The organism is Membranihabitans marinus (assembly GCF_021729155.1).
Lineage (GTDB): Bacteria > Bacteroidota > Bacteroidia > Chitinophagales > Saprospiraceae > Membranihabitans > Membranihabitans marinus.
Genome location: NZ_JAJQYA010000007.1, coordinates 103,203 through 124,564, shown reverse-complemented (window position 1 = coordinate 124,564; position 21,362 = coordinate 103,203). Strand labels below are relative to the sequence as shown.

General features: G+C 38.5%; 13 protein-coding genes. 4 read left to right on the top strand and 9 right to left on the bottom strand.

From position 1 onward, the window contains the following. Position 1: 1 nt before the first annotated feature. The 9 genes from LVD51_RS06765 to LVD51_RS06725 all read right to left on the bottom strand — a co-directional run bounded on the left by LVD51_RS06765 (position 2) and on the right by LVD51_RS06725 (position 16,782). Positions 2 to 190 (bottom strand): hypothetical protein, encoded by a 189-nt coding sequence (locus tag LVD51_RS06765; RefSeq protein WP_236970447.1) that lies wholly within the window; start codon positions 188 to 190, stop codon positions 2 to 4. A gap of 267 nt (positions 191 to 457) precedes the next feature. Then, positions 458 to 1,471 carry a DUF5627 domain-containing protein gene (locus tag LVD51_RS06760; RefSeq protein WP_236970446.1) on the bottom strand — a complete coding sequence of 338 codons (1,014 nt, stop codon included), beginning with the start codon at positions 1,469 to 1,471 and terminating at the stop codon, positions 458 to 460. 28 nt (positions 1,472 to 1,499) lie between these two features. Beyond that, positions 1,500 to 3,263, bottom strand: a complete 1,764-nt coding sequence (locus LVD51_RS06755; protein ID WP_236970445.1) for a RagB/SusD family nutrient uptake outer membrane protein — start codon at positions 3,261 to 3,263, stop codon at positions 1,500 to 1,502. Between the two features lie 20 nt (positions 3,264 to 3,283). Beyond that, the gene (locus LVD51_RS06750) at positions 3,284 to 6,331 is read right to left on the bottom strand and encodes a SusC/RagA family TonB-linked outer membrane protein (protein WP_236970444.1); all 3,048 of its coding nucleotides are present in this window, start codon (positions 6,329 to 6,331) and stop codon (positions 3,284 to 3,286) included. Between the two features lie 31 nt (positions 6,332 to 6,362). Continuing rightward, positions 6,363 to 8,156, bottom strand: a complete 1,794-nt coding sequence (locus tag LVD51_RS06745) for a RagB/SusD family nutrient uptake outer membrane protein (protein WP_236970443.1) — start codon at positions 8,154 to 8,156, stop codon at positions 6,363 to 6,365. A 12-nt stretch (positions 8,157 to 8,168) separates the two neighbouring features. Then, positions 8,169 to 11,771: a SusC/RagA family TonB-linked outer membrane protein gene (locus LVD51_RS06740; protein WP_236970442.1), complete on the bottom strand. Its 3,603-nt coding sequence runs from the start codon at positions 11,769 to 11,771 to the stop codon at positions 8,169 to 8,171. A 144-nt stretch (positions 11,772 to 11,915) separates the two neighbouring features. Beyond that, entirely contained in the window at positions 11,916 to 12,875 is a 960-nt protein-coding gene (locus LVD51_RS06735) for a FecR family protein (RefSeq protein WP_236970441.1), read from the bottom strand. 49 nt (positions 12,876 to 12,924) lie between these two features. Continuing rightward, positions 12,925 to 13,584: an RNA polymerase sigma-70 factor gene (locus tag LVD51_RS06730; protein WP_236970440.1), complete on the bottom strand. Its 660-nt coding sequence runs from the start codon at positions 13,582 to 13,584 to the stop codon at positions 12,925 to 12,927. A 1,239-nt stretch (positions 13,585 to 14,823) separates the two neighbouring features. Continuing rightward, positions 14,824 to 16,782, bottom strand: a complete 1,959-nt coding sequence (locus LVD51_RS06725; RefSeq protein WP_236970439.1) for an alpha-amylase family protein — start codon at positions 16,780 to 16,782, stop codon at positions 14,824 to 14,826. A gap of 519 nt (positions 16,783 to 17,301) precedes the next feature. On the opposite strand from LVD51_RS06725, the gene tmk reads away from it, so the two are divergent. The 4 genes from tmk to LVD51_RS06705 all read left to right on the top strand — a co-directional run bounded on the left by tmk (position 17,302) and on the right by LVD51_RS06705 (position 21,278). Then, positions 17,302 to 17,928 carry a dTMP kinase gene (tmk, locus tag LVD51_RS06720; RefSeq protein ID WP_236970438.1) on the top strand — a complete coding sequence of 209 codons (627 nt, stop codon included), beginning with the start codon at positions 17,302 to 17,304 and terminating at the stop codon, positions 17,926 to 17,928. A gap of 449 nt (positions 17,929 to 18,377) precedes the next feature. Further along, on the top strand, positions 18,378 to 19,181 hold the full coding sequence (gene proC, locus LVD51_RS06715; RefSeq protein WP_236970437.1) for a pyrroline-5-carboxylate reductase: 804 nt from the start codon (positions 18,378 to 18,380) through the stop codon (positions 19,179 to 19,181). 3 nt (positions 19,182 to 19,184) lie between these two features. Continuing rightward, positions 19,185 to 19,958: a glutamate 5-kinase gene (gene proB, locus LVD51_RS06710; RefSeq protein WP_236970436.1), complete on the top strand. Its 774-nt coding sequence runs from the start codon at positions 19,185 to 19,187 to the stop codon at positions 19,956 to 19,958. 120 nt (positions 19,959 to 20,078) lie between these two features. Then, positions 20,079 to 21,278: a glutamate-5-semialdehyde dehydrogenase gene (locus LVD51_RS06705; RefSeq protein ID WP_236970435.1), complete on the top strand. Its 1,200-nt coding sequence runs from the start codon at positions 20,079 to 20,081 to the stop codon at positions 21,276 to 21,278. Positions 21,279 to 21,362 lie beyond the last annotated feature (84 nt).

Sequence of the window (21,362 nt, the reverse complement as noted above, 5' to 3'; positions counted from 1 at the left end):
ACTATACGTATCTTAAATCAACACTTCCTCGTCCAAGTGATGACATTTGTTTTCGCAACACACTCGCCATATCATCCCATGGAATTATTTTTTCAATAACAACCCAACGGTTGTTCATATCTAAATTCACATCAAACGGTGTTTCAAAAACTTGATTTCTCAGTTCACTAACTGGAGTATATTTTATCATTTAAATTCTACTTGAAGTGCAAAGAATATTACCAATATACGTGTTTTCTTATGCATTTCAAACCGAAATCATATAAAGATTATATCTTTGATAATGCTGATTATTAGAGACTTGAAGATGTAATAAAAGTTTTTTAGTTGGCCTTAGCTAAAGTGTATTTAAATAAAAAAGCCTTTGACTTTAATCAAAGGCTTCAAAAATTTTAATAGGATTTAAATCAAAAAAAATCGTATTGCCACAAGAAAATAGGAACTACTTTATTTCACACTAATACACCTCAGGACTATATACCTCTAGCACTACTCCCCTATCTCTATCTACCAATACCTCGCTCGCTTCAAGGGTATTATTTCCATCGCTTACGGTATAGTTTAACACAATTCCGTTGCGATCCTTATTCCCCCATTCATAGGCATTGGATTGAAAGGCACCAGTCCCTGAAATCTCATAGTCAGACCCTTCTGCTGCCGCTATTGTACAATTGTCCCCTTCAAATGTCAATACCATCTTTACTTCCCCTGTCATTACCGTCGAACGCAAACTCGTAACCATTTCCACAGAATTTCTTCCCGTTGTCACCAACTTTGAAGTAGTATTGTTCACTACAAAATTTTCGCTATAGGTGGTATCTTCTAATACCATACCCATAGAATCCTTTACTGTACTTTGTCCGTAGTGAAAATAAGTACCGTGGTATTCATTGATATATTTTACAGCAAACATGGTAAAATTTTTGGGAGCCACCGTCCATTGACCAGCCAAACGAGGATCGGCATTGGGATTACTCGAACTACCATTGAGGATAGAATCTACATCATTGGATGATTTTAGACGAATAGGCACTACATAACCCAATTTTATCGCCTTCTCATCATTGAAAAAAGCATCGGTTAATTGTACCTCAATTCCGCCATTAAATTCCCCTTTGGGAATGGTAATACTATTTTCGTTGCTCAAAGAATAATAATTCGATGGCATGGCATATATGGTATCTCCTTCACTGTTGAACATAATGTTATCACACAATGAATTGTCTACTTCTATTTGAAAGCTCCGATCTTTATCATTTTCATAAACCCCTCCCATGGCTGCAGAAATAATAAATTTGTGATTATTATCATTCGAATTATCATAGATATAATCTCCCAATACCAAGGTCCTTACAGGGAATTGATAGGGAAAAAATCCTGAAGTGTAATCGAAATCCGGATGTTCAATTTCGAAGTTTTCACATGATAAAAATCCGAATATGATTAAGATATATAATAATATTCTTTTCATCTTATTCTGTTTAAATTTGAATATTAGGTTAGTTCCAGCCATTGTTCTGGATTAAATTAAATTTTGTAATTTCTCTATCTGGAATCGGACCGTAGTGCATATAAGAATTATCATAACCACGCTCCTCTACTGTAAAGGTCGTATAACTACCATTTTCAATTCGAACACCATTGGCTGGAACGGTCAAATCGGCCTTCCATCTTCTCAGATCCCAAAACCGGAATCCTTCAAAACAAAGTTCCAATCTTCGCTCATTTCTGATTAATTCCCTCATCGTTTCCTTATCATTGACAGTATTTAAATACTCATCTGGCTGTGCTATCCCTGCTCTTTTACGTATCGCTGCAATAACATCTTTCGCTGAATATCCATTGGGTCCTCCTGAATTTGGGCCCCATGCCTCATTGGCCGCTTCTGCATAATTGAGGAATAATTCAGTGTATCGGATGTGGGTATTAAAATGTCTTTGATTGGATGCCGATGAAGGATTGACATTGACATCTTCTCTCAATAATTTTCTTAAATAATACCCTGTTCTTGTAGAATTTTGAAGCACATCCAATCCATCATCGCCACTATCCACTCCAGTACTTATGGTATTGCCTTTCATGGTACTACCATCATAAACAACATACAAAGACAGTCTAGGATCTCGGTTGGCGTATGGGTTATCCGGATCAAAGTTGGCATTGGCATCGGTAATAGGATATCCATTGGCCATAGGAAATGCATCCACTAAATTTTGACTGGGATTAATCCTTCCACTGCCGTACAATGATGGTGGAAAATTCGATTGCTCTCTGCTGCGATTGGTGTAAATCGGTCTTCTCCACAATATTTCTTGGATATCTGTTTTATCGCCACCAGATAGATCCGCATCCTCTACCTGATCTCGAAGATAAAAGATATGTCCCTTTTCATCGATTCCATCGATGCCTCCAATCTCATCCAACAATTCAGCAGTAAAATTGGCGGCATCTTCCCACAATGTATTGTTATTACCGGGATTAAATGCAGGACTCGCTGCCAATAAGGCCAACTTGGCTTTGATGGCATTGCTGTGCCGTCCACTCATTCGCTGTTGAGAAAAATCTCCAAACACATCGTTGTAATTGGATACATCTACTATATCGTTAAAACTAGCAGGCAATTCACTAAGGCTACCTACATTGCCATAATCCATCGGCAAATACTTGAGGGCTTCTTCAAAATCATTGTAAGCACTGGCTACCGATTCAGAAAAACTCGCCCGAGGTCTTTCAAATTCCTCTTGTGTCTCTATAAATTCATTGTACTCTGGGATGCCCAATAGCTCTCCATTTGTCCCCACTCCACCGTGATTTCTCAACAAAAAGTACTTAAACATACCTCTTAGCGCATAAGCTTCGCCAGTCAATCGTCGCTTATATAAATCATTAAGTGTGGCATCCGTCCATTTCCACGGTACTTCATCCACTACATCCAAAAAGTGATTAATATACAAAATAGCCGTATTACAATTCCCCCAAAAATCTTGTGGATTGTACAATGCCGACCATTCTCCTGTAGCAATTCTTTTGTAGGAACTAAATTGATCATTGGTCACCGCATCGTCAGTCGCTACTTCATCATATCTATAATCATTGGTGGGAATCAAAGTATACGCCCGGATTAACAATCCTTCCGCAAAACTAGGATCTTCATACACCCTCTCTATAGTATTGTGATTATCATCTTCTGGTTCCAACATTTCACAGCCGGGAAAAACCAAAGCCAAAGCGACCAGAAATGAAAAATATTTATACAATTTCATAATTTTTTGCTTTTACTATTTTAAAAATCAGCCTTTAAGCCAACTGAAAATGTTCGATAATAGGGTTCTGCTCCGACTCTTATTTCTCTAATCTCTTTATTTTTAGCAAATTGAATCATATCCGTAGCATCGACAAATATCTTAATCCCTTGCATTCTCATAGACTGAATTAAAGATATCGGCAGATCATAGGTCAACTGGATAGTTCGAATAGAAAAATAATCATTGTCGTATAGCCAATAACTAGATCTTCGGAAGTTATTGCTACTGGTTTGCGTACTCAATCGAGGATAATCTGCAGTAGCTGCAGTTTCTGGAGTCCAACTATTTAGCACAACATCTGAATATTTCTTATTGCCATCAATCCAAAAGTAATTGCCTTCTCTAAAGTTTTTAGCACCACTTCCGCCTTCTCCTAGGACAAAAAGCGAAAGGTTTTTAAACGAAACTTGTAAAGTCACACCTCCAGAAAACGGAGATTGCCATCGGCGCAAATAGACCTCGTCATTGGCATCAATGATACCATCATTGTTTTGATCTTTGTATTTGATATCACCTGGCTGTACAGAACCAAAAGATTGTATAGGACTATTGTCGATATCTTGTTGACTCTGAAACAAGCCCAATGCCTCAAGACCGAAGGTAGCATCTCTGGGCTGTCCTTGTCTGTATTGATAATCATTGTTATACACCTCATCGACCTTAGTCCTCTCAGAGGTAACATATAATAAATTGGTACCAATGATAAAATTCCAATCCCCTATTGATTTATTAATACTTAAGCCCAATTCAAGCCCCTGATATTTGTCCGCACCGAAGTTCTCATAGGGTATAAAATCAGTATAAAAACTGGGATACTTTGTTACCGGTCTTGCAATCAAGTCATTATACAAATCGTAAAATACATTGGCCTCCACACCGATAAGCTTATTAAAGAACATCCCCTCTACACCGAAGTTGACTTCATTTCTCTTGGCAAAACCGAGATTGGGATTACTACTCCAGTTGGAGCGTACACCTCCTCTATTTCTAATCCCCTCATACCAATTGTAACTTCCGGAACCACCGTAGCGATTGTCATAATAGAAAAACCCGCCGATAGGAAGATCAGAATTAATAGTCCCTGCCGATAATCTTAATTTCAAATAATCGATGCTTTGTACAGAAGCAAGAAAGTCTTCTTTACTAATCATCCAAGCCAAACCCAATGAAGGAGAAAAGCCCAATCGATTGCCTTCTGGCAACTTAACAGAATTGACATATGCCGCACTAAAATCGAACATGTATTTACCGTCCAAAGTATATCCGGCTTGAAGACCTAAATGCGCTTGTTTTACACCTTGAAAATCACCTTGCTCTTTAAAATCACTTCCAAATCCCAATAATGATCCGGTAAAGTGATGTCTATCGTCAAATTTTTTGTCGTAACTCAGCAAACCATAGAATCCAATTCTTCTGCGAAAAAATGAATTTCCGACTACTTGAGTACCTGGTCTGGCATCTACACCGTGTTGTCTTAGATCTACTATCGAATCATCGGTGTCACTCCAAATCGCTTCATATACAGAATATTGATTGGCTATCGTCTGATTGAATCTCGTGTAATAATCGAAACTTATATTGGTATGAGCAGACAATCCATCTAATAATCTGGCCAAATCAATATCGATACGATTATTAAATGAAAACTTTCGCTCTACTGCTTCCAATTCCCCACCAGAATAGCCATCACCAAAAGGCGTGCTTATATAATTTGAATTTCCACCCAATAAATATTGACCGTTAATATCATTCTTTCTACCGAGTAGCAATTCATTGTCGGGATCTATGTCGTTGATGTCGAACAATGGACTGTATTCATGTGGTCGAATTGAGCTAGCACTACTCCAATAATTGCCACGAGGCCCTTTGTTATTGACAAATATAGCATTACCATCGATGGAAGTCTTAATAAAATCATTGACCTTGAGATCTACATTCCCCCTTACATTAAATGCGTTGTTTCTCGCATTGGCCCCTTCTCCAAAATCCAATAGACTACCACTAGAATTCCATCCCAAATTGGTATAATAACGAGCGTTTTCATTGCCACCAGAAAATTCACCGACAACATCAAAAAACGATTTAGAAGATTTCAAATACTCATCTGAATAATAATCTACATCTGGATATCTATACGGATTACCGGATCGGAAATTTTCAATGGTTTCTGATCCAAATTGCTCTGGCAGTCCATCGTTTTGTCTAGCGATATCATAATAGGTCATATAGTCGGCAGAATTCAAATAATTGGGCATCGCTCTTGGAGAAGAAATCCCAGAATTCACTGTAAAATTAGTTGTTTGCTTATAAGCCTCGCCTCTTTTGGTAGTCAGTAGAATAACACCATTGACCCCAGCACTTCCGTAAAGAATCGCTGAATTGACATCTTTTAATACGGTTATGCTTTCGATCTCTGTCAATCTCAATGATTGAATATCTCGGGGCAGTCCATCGACGACGAATAATGCATTACCCGAAAACAAACCACTCCCCGTAATATCGGCGGTATTGATACCGATACCAATTCCTCTAATGCTATTGCCTCCCAACATACCTAGGGTTCGACCACTCAATACATTATTGGCCCAAATGTTATTGTCTACTGCATTGATAGCAGCTGGATTGGCAGTAGATACTGCACTTACCACATCCCCTTTAGCTACTTTTCTAAAAGCGAGTTGAACCTTTTCCTCAGTACTGTATAAAGGATAGACTTTGACCACTTCAATAAAATCTTGCTCCATGGCTTCATCCATGCTGAGGGTTATTTTTTCATAACCATCTGCCTTTATAATAACCTGTGCGCCAGGCGACACTTCTATGGAAAATTTACCTTGTCCATCAGATAGACTATAAGCTGAATTACTAAATATTTCAGCATTCTTTATTCCATTGCCATTCTCATCTCTGACATAGGATTCTAATACAGTTGAATTTTCCTCCGCCTGTTGAGCCCATATTCCATGGGGCAATCCCAACAGAATGACTGTCAGAAAAGTAAGTATGGTGTATAATTTAATTCTCATTTATCTTCAATTTTGATTCTTTGAAATAGTTCTACCATCCTGGATTTTGCGGAAATCCTTCATATAATGTTGTAAACTTTACTTGAATGGGCAGCCAATTGTGTTTTTTCTCTACCGCTCTAGTGACAACCACTCTTTCTACCATATTAATAGGTTTGCCATCAGCACCTCTATCAAAATCAAGGGCTGTTTTATCTATATATCGAGGGTCTCCATTTCGATTCCATCTTCTTAGATCACAAAATCTAGCTCCTTCAAAAGCCAACTCTACGGCTCGTTCTCGAACAATTTCTTCAAAGAACACATCGCTATTCACTGTATATTTTGAATCAATATTGGGCAATTGGGCTCTGTTTCTAACTACATTTAAAGCTTCTTCAGCCGTCATATCATAATTAGAAGAAGAACTTTGTGGACTACCATTATTGCTAAAAGCAACGGCTTCGGCATACATTAAATATATATCGGCCAACCTCAAATAAGGAACATAAGCTTGTAAACCATTGGCTCTAGATGTCGTAAAATCTGGTCCTATAGGCGAGTATCGCTTTCCGTAATAACCGGTGACACTAGGAGGATTAATCTGTGATCGGTGACGACCTCCAATGAACAATTCAGCATATTTATCAGGCCCCGATGAATTGTGAATCTGATCTCCATCTACTGTAATGTCTTTATAAAATCGAGGTTCTCTGTTGGCCCATGGATCATTGGGATCATAGCCCGAAGCGGGATCGTCTATGCTCAAACCATTGGCCATGGCATAATTTTTCGTAAAATTATGTGTCGGTACATCGGCATTAGAACCACTATTCAGTGCAAATGAGGAAGGAACGGTAGCTCCTACAGTTGACCATCTCACCCGACTTCTATTGAATATAGTGGGCATCATAATGCATTCTGTACCACCAGGTCGTTGGTTATTCCATCTCCAGAAACAATCCGTCCACGAATCCCAAGACTGCAATTGATAAATCCCAGTTTCATCGGCTAACTTCAACAATTCACCAAAAGCATCAGCAGCCTGACTGCACAATGCACCATCGAATTCATTTCGTCCAGTGGCTTCCTCATTGATCATCGGACTTCCGGCGTACAACAAAGCCTTACCCAAGTATCCCAGAGCGTGGAATTTATTGATACGCTCTCTATTATGTCCCTGTGTTCGCTGACCTGGTCCAGATAAATCCCAGTGATTGGGCAGTATATCGGCAGCTGCTCTAAAATCTGCAGCCATTCTCTTGGCCGTCTCTTGGAAATTAAGACGAGCGAATTCCTCTGTAGTCAATTCTTCTGTGGGATCCAAGACCCGGTCGATATAAGGCATTCCGCCCCAAAATCGCGATAATTCAAAATAAAACCAGCCTCTAAAAAACAAAGCCTGACCTTTGATATGATTTTTTTCCTCTTCTGTTCCTTCAAACAAGCCCTCTTCGTCTATTTTCTCTAGAGCCAAATTGGCTTTTCGAATCCCGTACCAGGCATATTCCCAAATTCTCTTCGTTCTAGAGTTGTTGTCCGAAGTATTGACGGATTGACCGTAAAAATAAGCTTCATTTCCCCAGTAATTTCCATTGTCAAAAGCATAGGGATAATTATTTAAAGTCTCATCGGCAAATAAATACTTATTCCACGCCCCACCTTTATTGGGATCGACAATACAAGCATACATTTCTTCAATAAAGCCCTGAAAACTCGTAAAATCGCCAAAGGCATCTTTTTCTTGAATATCAGCTTCTGGTGATTGGTCTAAATATTCTTCACAAGACATAGACATCATAGCCAGGACAAATATCAAGATAGTATTGATCGTTAATTTTTTCATTTTAATTCTTTTTTATAATGATATTTCTACACCAACATTAATTCGTTTAACTGTAGGATAGGCTCCTTGTGTTGCACTACCTCCACCTGAAGAGTAGGTACCCTCTCTATCGTCGGGTAGTTTAGACCAAAACAGAAGATTGGTTCCATTGAGAAAGAGTCTAAAATTAGACACATTGGCTTTTTTCGCCCATGGAAGATCGTCAAAAGTATAGGACAATTCTGCTGTTCTCAATCTAAGATAAGAGGCATCGTATAAGAAATAGTCCCCTATGTTTTCTGCCTGTGTTTGCCATCGCGGCAAGAATGAAGAGGCATCTTGATTGTCCTTTGACCAATAATCTGCTGCATGGCCAAAAACAACATCTACGTTGCTCTGATAATTATTAAAGGCTATATAGCGATTGGCATTATTGGTTCCGTAAAATTGTAACATTACACTCCATCCTTTGAAATCAGCCCCAAGTGATAAATTAGCAGAATTCTGAGGAATCCCTGAATATCCCACTGGTGGAGTATCTTCACTTCTTTTAATTATACCATCGGCATTAAAATCGATAAGATTGTAATAACCTGGCAATTTTTGTAAATCATTGGTCTCTGTAGGAACACTGGCAAAAACTTCATCCCAATTGTTATAAAAATCAGCTTTCAACAACAATTTGTGTTGGCCTATAGTATAACCAGCCGACTTCAAATATTCGTATTGCAATGGGGCATCATCTCTGGCTATTACCGTATTCTCATTGTGAGTTAAGGCAAGATTACCCCATACACTTAGGGATTTACCCAATTGTTTATTATATCCCAATTCCAATTCGTAACCTTTGGATTTCACTCGACCTAAGTTGGCACTTGGTGGAGTAGCTCCAAAGAAAGGTGGAACATTTCTACTCCCTCCGGACATCAAAATGTCGGTTCGATCCTCATTGAAATAATCAAAATTTACTGAAATCATGTCATTGAGTAGACCCAGTTCAACTCCAAAATTGGACTTAACAGCACTTTCCCAATGGATATTCGGATTACCGACCACTGCTTCTTTATAGAAGTAATATGGACTATACCCTGAAGATGAATTATTGAGACGAGCTCTACCTCCATAGCCCAATTGCGAGGCATACAACCAGCGACTTCCACTGACATTGTCATCACCAACTTTACCGAGACTATATCTAAATTTCAATCTTTCTATCCAATCAATTTTAAAGAAATTTTCATTGGATACATACCAACCCAAACCAACAGATGGGAAAAAATCATATCGGTAATTCGGTCCAAATTTTTCCGACCCATTATACGCACCATTGGCTTCGAATAAGTATTTTCCATCATAATCATAGGTTGCTCTAAACACCCAATCTTCTCTAAAGTGTTTAAACTCACTCCCATATGCATTTTCTTCACGCTGAAACACACCCATAGCCGAAACATTGTGAACATTAAATCGGCGTTGATAATTCATTTGAAATCGATACATCAACCGGCGTGAAATGGGAATATTTGACGACCAGTTGGCTGCTGAAATATTTTCTTGTCTAACCGTCCACGGCCTGAGAATCCAGTCGTACTCTTCATCACCAATAGGCAAATACAAGGTGTACTCACTGGGATCTTGGTCTGGTCCTTCATATTGCAATGGGTATATTTGTTTAAAGGCTACATTGGTTCTCGCCTCTGCAGGTCGAATACTGTTTTGAGTATCCCAGATACCTCCTTCCGATCTAATGCTATTGTCATAAAATAAGGATGTAGATACACTCAATCCCTTAGTGATGGCATCTAGGTTTTGTTCGAGAGTAAAATCAGAATTCAATTGAGTCGTTCTGGTTTGACGAATCCCTATATTGTAAACCACTGCTAGTGGATTTACCGTAGAATTACCTCCTTCTTGATAAGCGCCCCAACGCCCATCGTCATAAATAGGATGAAATAAATTGGGTGGCAAAAAGTAAGTAGCCGCCCACATCCATTGATCGGCTCTACCTGTAGAGCCCTCATTATTGTAATTGGTATTCTTTAAACTATAATAACCAGAAAGGTTTAACTTTAATTTAGTGGTTTTGGTTAGATTGACATCGACGTTACTACGAAAGTTGAATCTATTAAAATTGTAATTGGGCTCATATCCCTTACCATTGTCCACATCGCGAAACATATCTCCTTCATTGAGATAGGCCAATGATCCAAAATATTTTACCATATCACTCCCCCCTCTAGCACTCAATGTAGCTCGATGAGAAAGACCCAAATCTTTAAACATTTCTTTTTCCCAATCTACATTAGGATAAATTTCAGCGTATTCTGGAGATTGAGGAGCTTGATACCTAGTTACAATATCGTAAGGTACATAAGCATTCCACGAAGGCTCATTCAAAACACCTTCCCTCTCGATGATCTCATTTTTGGCCATCATAGCGGCATAAGAATCCAATTTATCGGGTTGTTTGGATAGGGTTTTACCCGTCGTAGTATAATTAAAACTCAATTTTGTTTTTCCTTCAACCCCTCGCTTAGTAGTAATAAGGATCACCCCATTGGCACCTTTTACTCCGAATACGGCAGTAGCCGATGCATCCTTCAACACGGAGATACTGGCTACTTCATTGACATCGATGTTGTTCATACTTCTTTCAACACCATCGACCAAAACCAATGGCTGACCTCCATTCCAAGTACTCTGTCCGCGGATAAATATATTGGTAGCACTTTCTCCACCAGCTACACCACCGGGCTCACCAGAACTAGTCAAGGTCACTACACCAGGCAATTGCCCAGTCAAGGCCTGCGATAGATCAGTAACATTACCAGTCCGTTTTAAGTCTTTTTCAGATGCTTGTACAATGGAACCTATTACACTTTCCTTTTTCTGTGTACTATACCCCACTATGACTACCTCTTCTAAGGTTTCTGTATCTTCTGATAGCGTAATCGTCAGTTCTTTTCTCCCATTGAGCGGAATCTCTATGGATTGATACCCAATATATGAGATCAATAGGACGGCATCGTCTTCTACTTCTGTCAGGGTAAACATTCCGTCAAAATCGGTGGCCGTTCCTTTATTCATCCCTTTCACCAATACATTGACACCGATCAACGGTTCACCAGATTGATCGACGACCTTTCCCGTAATGGTACTGGCTATTTTGCGAATGACGTCAATACGATTGCCAAGAGAAGGCAATAGCGGCTCAATCACTTTGCTTGACTTCCGCTGAAATTCTTCGGATTTAATTTGCTTTGGCATGGGCGATTCCTCCAAGGCCTTTATACTCTTTGGGACAGCCTTTGCCGAATAAATGGCATAATACTTATCTCCCAATTTTTGATACCTTAAATTCAATGGCTTCAACACATTGGTTAAGGTACCTTCCAAACTGTTAGAAATTTTCCATTGGACTTCATCTACTGATTTTTCCGCAATGGTTTCAGGGTCGTAATTAAAAAAGACACTGAATTTTTTCTCAATTTTCACCAATACTCCTTGTAAAGACTCCAACTTCTGATTGTCTTGGTTGAAGAGTTTACTGGAATATGTATTCATTACCAAATCTCCTTGTGCCCTTAGTGGCAGGAAATTAATGATAACAAATATGACAATGTAAAATAATTTCATATTCGATTGTATTATATTATATATTCACTATTACTTATTTACAGCTCAACATAAACTGCACATAATCTTTTCACTGTTAATCATTTACAGCACAAACACTGCATCTATTATTTATACTCATTATTTTACTGAAGTGAATCCTATTTACTTCACTACAGTAAAATCAGTATTATATATATTGGATAGAGCTTTTAGGATTGCCTCCAAATCATCGTTGGGCAAGGTTCCTGAAAATTTTCTAACCACCACATTAGTATCACTAGTATTGAGCTGAACACCATAATAATCCTCTATGGATTGCATGACGGACTTCAATTCAGAATTTTCGAATTTTAGTCGTTTCAATTGCCACGTGGTGTACAGGGATTCATCTACTTTTTTTGTTACAATTTTTCCAACCTTATTATCTACTTCCGCATAATCACCATTTTCTTCCAAAAGGGCATGTTCTCCATTTATGGAATTAGATTTCACTTTCACCTTGCCCTCTTGCAATACAACTTTGGTTACTTTATGTCTTGAACTCACATTAAACTTGGTTCCAAGTACTTCTACCGTTAAATCAGGGGTTCTGACGAAAAATTTGCGCTTATTTGCTTTTTTACTTACTTTGAAAAAAGCTTCCCCATCCATCCACACTTCTCTTTCATCGGCCAAATTAATCCAACGAGGTACTCTAAGTTCACTATTGGCATTGAGAACTACTTGGCTTTTGTCATCCAGCATCAAAGTCATAGTTTCTCCGTATTCTGTGGAGTAATTCTTGTACAATATCCAATCCGAAGACAGATATATGCCCATCATCATAAAGACCACACAAGCGGCCAATGCCCACCATCTTTTCAGAAGTAATCTTATAGCCTTCGGTTGCTTTGTCAAACCTTCAGTATCCTTAACATATAATTGATTCTCAAACTTTGAAAACACTACAGCTTTGTTGGGTACATATTGAGGATATTCTCTTTCCCAATCGTCTAGATAACGGTAAAAAATTTCTTCATTTCCTTCTACACCCAACCAAGATTCAATCCGTGCATTTTCCAGGGGAGTGGTGTTCCCCGAAAAATATTGAAATAATAGTTGTTTATGGATTTTTGTATTCATGCTCTAATTTCTGAGAATCTATGGGTATTTTATTTGCTTAAAGCCGGTGTTAATCTTGAGAATTATCTTTTACTACCTCTCTTAATATGGACAAGGCTTTACTGATGTGTGTCTCAACTGTCCTTATAGAGATATTTTGCAGAGCAGCAATTTCTTTTAGTTTTTTACCTTCGAAACGACTCATTAAAAATATTTTTCTGCACTTTGGAGGTAAACCATCAATACCGGATTGAATTTTCTGATAGAGTTGATCGTACATCATCATTTCATCTGGTCTCAATGCAGAAGAAGGAATGGTCAAATCTTGCTCATCGACTACTGATTGCTTAAATTCTCTTCTGCTGTGATTCAATGATCGATTTCTAACCGCTCTATACAGATAAGTGCGAAAAGAGATCGTTATATTTTCAAAGTGCTTTTTCTGCCAAAACTCTTTAAAAACTTCGGCTACTATATCCTCTGCATATTCCCTCGAATACACATATCTAATAGCATGACTACATAAGGGGGCATAATAATGCTCAAAAAGCAGAGAACAGCCTAACCATTCATCCTTTTGAAAGGCCTCTTTCAAAAACAGTTCATTATCAGTCTTCAGCACACCCCCCACTTCCTCACTCGTTTTATCATCAGATATCTGCAAACGTTTATATTCTGCCTTACTTCCTATAGACTCTGCTAACATTTTTCCCTTTTTTTTTATAACCATTTAATGTTTGGTTTACAATAATGACACAAATAACATGAAATACACGTAGTCAATATTTGAAAAAAATTAAATAAATTTTAAAACATACGAAATACACACAATTATAGTTACTTAAATCTCAAATACCAATTACATATTATTAAAAAACAAGAAAAATAGAACACAATATTAAAATTCACAATTTCTTTACATTGGAAGCTATATATGCCGTGAATTTCAGCAGATTACAAATCTATTGATGATGGTAAGTCAGGTAAATTCATAGACCAATTAAGGAAACCAGATGTGTAGAATGGCATTAATTGAAAATACAAAAGCATAATATTTTATTAATAAAAAATTAAAGTGCAAAAATCGCAGAATTAAACAATTATTTATCCTTAACCCTATTTCAAGTAATTTTATCTTATAACTTATACTATTGGGACAAATAAAAAAAAGTAGATGGTCATGGGGAAGTCAGGCCTCGGCACAGTGGTCTCGATTCCTTCAAGACAATTATATTATTACTGTGACAAGTACTTAAACTTGTCAATTTAAATGCAGTGTCGTCACAGCGCAGTAAAGATTACTATGAAATTTTAATGATACTACGCCGGAGCCAGTGGCTCCGGTTCCCTCCCGTAGGTCGATTTACGACCTTCGGTGCTTCGCACTTCGCTCGGTCATATTTAGTTCATCTGGTTGCTCTTTGAGCAACTTTATTCAGTCGTGTACTTCATTCGTTCACACCCAAGGGATGGAACCCTTGGCTCCTTCATCCAATCCACATTTACTGGATTGGGTTGTCCTCAGGACAACTTCATTCAGTCATCATCATCAAAGGTTGATTTACGACCTTTCCTCACCCACCCACAGCATGGTAGCTGTGGTTATCTCACCATTGACCGATTTACGGTCAATGATACTACGTATTATGTTCGATAATGTACTATATTCGGTCGTGAGCTTCATTCGGTCACCTCCATTGAAGGGGTCGCAGGAGGGTAGTTTAGATATTACAAAGTCAGAAGATATCTATTAGACTAAAAGATTTCTTATAGGTAGAAGCCGAATAAAGCAAAAAGTCCGCCAAATCAATCTTGATTATCCATTCCGAACCGCGCTAGTAGAACGGCTCTACTGCCAGCAAAACGTTTAGAAACTACCAGCAGCCACCATTTTTTGTATCCTCAGTGCAATCCTTTGTGTTCATTGTGGTGAAATAACCAAAATGTATAGGGTATAAATCCCTACACATTATTCTAGCCTTATCCCAAATAATTTCGTCTGACCAGGCTCCAAAAAAATGGATATAGAACTCTCTATTGTTTTAAAAACTTTTTGTTCCATTAAATCGGTCAATACAACATCTCTGGGAAATTTCAACTGTCGCCACCCGCCTTCTGCGGAATGAATGCAACCATAACCTCGACCTATATAGACCACATCACCAGTCTGACCAAATAATGAAACTCCAGCCTTAGACCACAAGGAGGTAAGTTCCTCTGCCGACCATTGAAATTTATTGTCATATTCTTCTTCCTGGGAATGATTATAAAGCCTCGTTCCCATTTTATGAGTATGCAGGATCATTGAAGACTTCTGGTCTTTCATCCATTTTGCCTCCTCGGTATTGACATCCAATACCCCCATCAACCAAATAACCTTGTATTGACCAGTATCTATTTTATCCATATCAGTCCTCAGATATAAATCGTAAGGCGCAGTCACCTTCCCTAAATCATATTTATTTTGAACAATTGTACGACTTAATCCACCATAACTCTTATCCCAAAAAGACAATCGTTCATCGACTACTACGGCAACTTCTGGCATAAATCTATACTCATTTTCATCTTCATCTTCCAAACCGTGGTCGACACCTATCTGAACAATGGACTGCATCACTTCATCACTAAACCAACCACCCCACATATCAAACCACCAACCACCATATCCATAGGCCAACATCCTACCTAAGTTCTTCAACAATAATCCATGTGATATCTTCTCGCTCTCTGGACCTAGCCAAACACCACCAGTATACCAATCTCCTCCCGGGTCAATGCCTTCAGACTCATCCTTTAATAGCGTTGTCAGATAAGTCCTCGTATCATTTTCTGCCATCCAGAGTTTTCCGTGTAATTGAATGGATTTTATAGCTGCCATCGCTGGCCAATCCTCCCCTACTTTGCGATGATAATCATTGGGGCTAGATAAATAATCTAAATCAGGACAGGACAATAATTTGGCCAGAGCCCCGTGCCCTCGTCGAGGATCGGTGACAAAATAATGATAACCGTAAAAGGCACCGGTCAACAAACAACCTTCACTTACTTGTTTTACAATTTTCGCAAAATAGGCTATGTTATCAGCCATGAGTTCTGCTTGATAATCAAAGGTGTCAAAAAAGGCCATATCCCGTTTTCCATCCCGCCATCCTTTGCCTCCATCTTTACCACTTATGTCCATCGGCATGGCTTGACTTATCGCCAAATCATCTTTATCCCATGCGGTTTGAAATAAACCATCGTCATTTTTGTACTTCCGAGCTAACCAACCTCTAAAACCATTTACCCTCACCTCGCTTTCATCATAAAACCATCGCTTATAATGATAAAACCATTCCTCTGTCATTCCACCGGCCACATGAATGCCAATAATCGAAGATTTAAATGGTGATTCTAACAACTGATCCACCATTAAACCCAACATTTCCCCTGCCTCAATTCTCCATTTCTCTGATGAAAAACTAATGCGATATGGAGAACCATCTTCCAGTTTACACAATTCATTTATATTGTTTTTCTCCCACCAACGCGGAGGATCCAAGTGAATCCGGACAACGATCATGGCTTGAGGATTAACTTCCAATATTTCTCCGATATCCGCCATCAACCTAGTCAAATCCAGTTCCCTCTCCCCTACCCAGATCGCAGGCCTAAAAATACCAATACCTGATGTCGAATTAATCCCTTGATCCCCTAGGTAGGCAGGTACATTAAATATATTGACACCGGACTCAGTAAAAGTTTTATAATATTGAGACTTCCCCAAATAGGACATATAGGCAAATGCTGGCTTTGCCTCACCATTGACATATAATGTCGGCAGACCAGAGACTACCCGAACTTCAGCACAATTTAGCTGATCAACTTGACCATAACATTGCAAGGTTAATACCCAATAAATAACGAATTGAAAAAAATGCTTCATGAATGAAAAATAGTATAATTTATTTGCATTAAGTACCTTCATTATAACATAATCACTCTTTTACATTTTTGTATTCTAAAAAACTATCAACCATACATTCTAATTTATTAGTACGTTTTCAAACAACTGATTCAGCCCCATTACCATCAAGAGGACGGATACTTATTAACGACAGTTCTTCTCCAATAACATCATCTTTATCAAAACCATCTATTCCCTCCATGTATATTATCAATGCCTTATACCAAACTCAGCTTCCTAAACAAATTCTCATTCCAATCCCAAACCTCATCCTGTGATAATCATGACCGAATGACCAACCTCTCAATCTAGAATCTGGCCTACACCATTTAATACCACATACGCTATATAATATCAGTGAAGATTTTAAAGAATTTGAAGTTATACGAATTACATTTTATATAAAATAGCTAAACTAAGGTTGGATAAAAATTAATGTTGTTTATAAAAATTCAATACCGATCCATGCAACTTTTTTTAAAAAATATATCTTTGACCATGGACAAGAAGAAAGGAAATTTTATCGTCTTTGAGGGAATCGACGGTAGCGGAAAAAGTACTCAAGTACAATTATTAGCTCAACAACTGAAAGAGCAGGGCCATCGAGTAGAAGTCACCTGTGAACCTACCTACTCGAGAATCGGCCAAATCATTAGAGATGTCTTTACCCGTAAAATGAATGCCGATACAAGAACCATCGCAGGACTTTTTGTCGCTGATCGCCTACATCACTTGCTCAACGAAGAAGACGGCATCGTCCGCCAATTGAATCAAGGCATAACCGTCATAAGCGATCGATATTACTTTTCATCCTATGCCTACCAAGGGGCTCATGTCTCCATGGATTGGGTCATCAATGCCAATGCCCAAAGTGCCGCCATCCTTCGTCCCGATATTAATATTTTCGTAGATATTGAGCCCAAAATCAGCATGGAACGCATCCAAAAAGGACGAGATCAAACCGAACTATACGAAAATGAAGCCAATCTCCAATTGGTTCGAGATGCTTATTTTACTGCATTTGAAAAAGAAAAAGACCATGAAAATATTTTTATTACTCCTGGCCATTTACCACCTGCCGACGTAGCACACAACATTTGGCAAAAAGTAAAACAATTGTATTAGGCTTCCATATACAACACAATTTATATTCCCTTATTTTCCAAAATATCAAATTTATTCACCATCTTGCACTACACAAAAGAGATGATTGAAAATTAAATGTGGCATCCTTCATGACATATTTACATAAATCAGTCTATTTGTCAAAGGCTAAGATTTTTTTTAAAATTTCTTTATCCAATTAAAATTGACCTAACAATGACCAGCACTATTTGCATTTTAACAATTGCTAAAGCATAGGCTATAGTTGTGGATCAGCCCAACCACCATGACCTCCATATCAACCCAAATAACACTGAAAAAATAAGCAAGAATTCACCTTCATAAAGCATAGATCAAGGCTGTTGCATGGTATTTGCGCTATAATTCTTTATACCTTGCGCTCGAATTTGGCAAAAATTCATAGGTAAAAATACTGCAAAAGAAACATTATAAAGTAAATAATATTTAAAATGAAAGTACTCGTAATTGGTGGTGGAAACATGGGTTTAACCTATGCCAATGGAATATCAAAGTCAGGCTTCTTAAGTCAAAACGACTTGATGATCATGGACGCCTCCATTGAAAAAGTAACCGAACTTAAAGCCATCGGCGGATTTTTGGTTTTTGACAATCTCGACGACTGCATTTCAAATGCAGATGTCATTATAATTGCTGTCAAACCTTACCATGCCGATAGCTTAATGACTTCTATCAAAGACAAAATTAATCAAGACCAAATCTTTGTCTCACTAATGGCTGGGGTAACCATAAAGACCATTCAAGAAGGACTTGGCGTGAAAAAAGTAATTCGAACAATGCCCAATTTGCCAGCGCAAGTTAGCAAGGGTGTGACTTCTTATACCGGACCAGATTCTATTACAGATAGTGAATACGGCGATATTCATCAACTACTAAGCACAACCGGCATGGCTTTAAAGGTGAATAGTGAGCGTGAAATTGATGCTACTACAGGGATCTCCGGAAGTGGCCCCGCTTATGTTTTCTATTTTATGGAAGCCATGATGAAGGCTGCTGAAGACATGGGTTTTTCTAAGGAAAACGCCAGCGAAATAGTAGCTCAAACCTTCGACGGCGCTGTAACCCTTTTTAAAGAAAACACAATTACACCTGCAGAGTGGATGCAACGAGTGGCATCGAAAGGAGGCACTACAGAAGCTGCCCTTAATACCCTCAAAAACGACAATGTAAGTGAATTGATTCAAAAAGCCGCTTTTGCCGCCTTTAATCGAGCGGAAGAATTGGGCAAAAAATAAGTTATGAGTTATAAAAAGAGAATAGTTATTAAAGTTGGTACTAATGTAATGACCAATCGAGACAATAGAATTGTGCGACCGATATTGCGACAGTTAGTGCATCAAATAGCACAACTCTATGAAGAAGAAATAATGTGTATTATCATTTCCTCGGGATCTGTCATCGCAGGTATGGAGGTTTTGGGCGAAAGCAAACTAAAGGATAAGTCCATTAGAAGACAAGTTTTTTCTGCTATTGGGCAACCCCGTATCATGAGATTATACTATAACTTATTTCGAGATTATGGTATGAAATGCGCTCAAGTCTTGGCTACCAAGCGGGATTTTAATCCAGGTATTCACCGCGAAAACATGATCAATTGCTATGAAGGATTATTGACAGAGGGAGTAATTCCCATCGCCAATGAAGACGATGCCGTATCTGTTACTAAATCCATGTTTTCAGACAACGACGAATTGGCCAGTTTGGTCGCCGAATTGATAGAGGCTGATATGCTTATTATGCTGACCGATATCGACGGATTGTACACCGGACACCCAGATGACGCCAACACCCAACTCATTAAGAATGTGAGCGTGGATCAAGATGTAGAACAATACATCCAAGAAAACGAAAAAGGGGAAGCCGAAGGTCGAGGTGGAATGGCATCCAAACTCAAAATAGCCAAAGCTACAGCAGCCAAAAACATTCCTACCGTCATTGCCAATGGATCGAGAGACAACGTAATCCTCGACATTGTCCATGGCAAAAAAATAGGGACAAGATTCTCGAATTAATCTATTTTTATTGAAATAGGGATTTTAAATTTGTTTGGTAAACTTATATTGCCCTTATACGTTGGGCTATATAATTGAGAAGACGACTAAGCATAATTTGAAATCATTCAAAAAATAATTATGAAACTCCTAGATACGACAACGAAAAACAATGTCCTTCAATCAATGATGGCCCAATTAGATAAAAAAAGAGCCGTTATCTTAGCCGCCAACCAAAAGGATTTAGACGCATTTGATCCTGAGGATCGCGCCATGTACGACAGACTCATAATCGATGATAAAAAAATCGATACCATGATTAAATCAGTGCAAGAAGTCCACGATCAAGCCGATCCCGTAGGTATGGTTAAGTCAAAGACCAATCTAGACAATGGATTGGAAATCATCAATAAGACTTCTCCTTTTGGCACCATTATGATCATTTATGAATCGAGACCTGACGTAACTATAGAAGCAGCAGTCTTGGCCTTCAAAGCCAACAGTAAAATACTGCTCAAAGGGGGCAAGGAAGCCATTAATAGCAACCTCGCATTGGTCGATTGTTGGCAGGAAGCTCTGTCAGAGAACAATTTGGATAAGGATTGGATTCAATATCTAAATTTCAACCGGACCGCTACACAGGAATTCTTAAAAAATCCTAATCAACCTATTGATCTTATCGTTCCTCGAGGAGGAGAACGATTAATCGCCTTTGTCAAAGAGCACGCCACCTGCCCAGTCTTGGTCAGCGGCCGTGGCAACAATTTTGTATACGTCGACAAAGATGCAGATTGGGAACAAAGCAAAAAAGTTATACTAAATGCCAAAACCGATAAAATATCGGCTTGCAATGCATTGGATAAAATATTAATCGACAAATCCATCCCCAATTTCTCGGACAAGATTATCGAATTACAGGAAATATTGGCCAAGGAAAATGTTGAAATCTTAGTGGATTCCAATGTCAAAGAAATCCTTAAAGATCAACCAAGCCTCGAAGACGAAAGTGTGTGGTACGAAGAATTTTTGGCACTAAAAGGAGTGATTGGTGCGGTCGACAGTATGGAAGAAGCCATCGACAAAATCAATCAATATTCTGGAGGACATTCCAGCATTATTATGACGACACAACAAGACAGAGCCCTCGCGTTTATGGAACAAGTGGACAGTGCTGCTGTTTATATGAATGCTTCCTCTAGATTTACCGACGGTGGACAAATGGGAGTAGGTGCAGAATTGGCCATTAGTACAGACAAGCTTCACCACCGAGGACCTTTGGGGCTGGAACAGTTGGTCACCAATAAGTATTACGTATTTGGGAATGGTCAGATTAGAAAATAAGATCAACCTCTTCTGAGAGATATTTTCTAAAAAGTGAATCCTTTGTTCAAAAGACGACTGAAGGCATTTCATTCTTAAGGTATC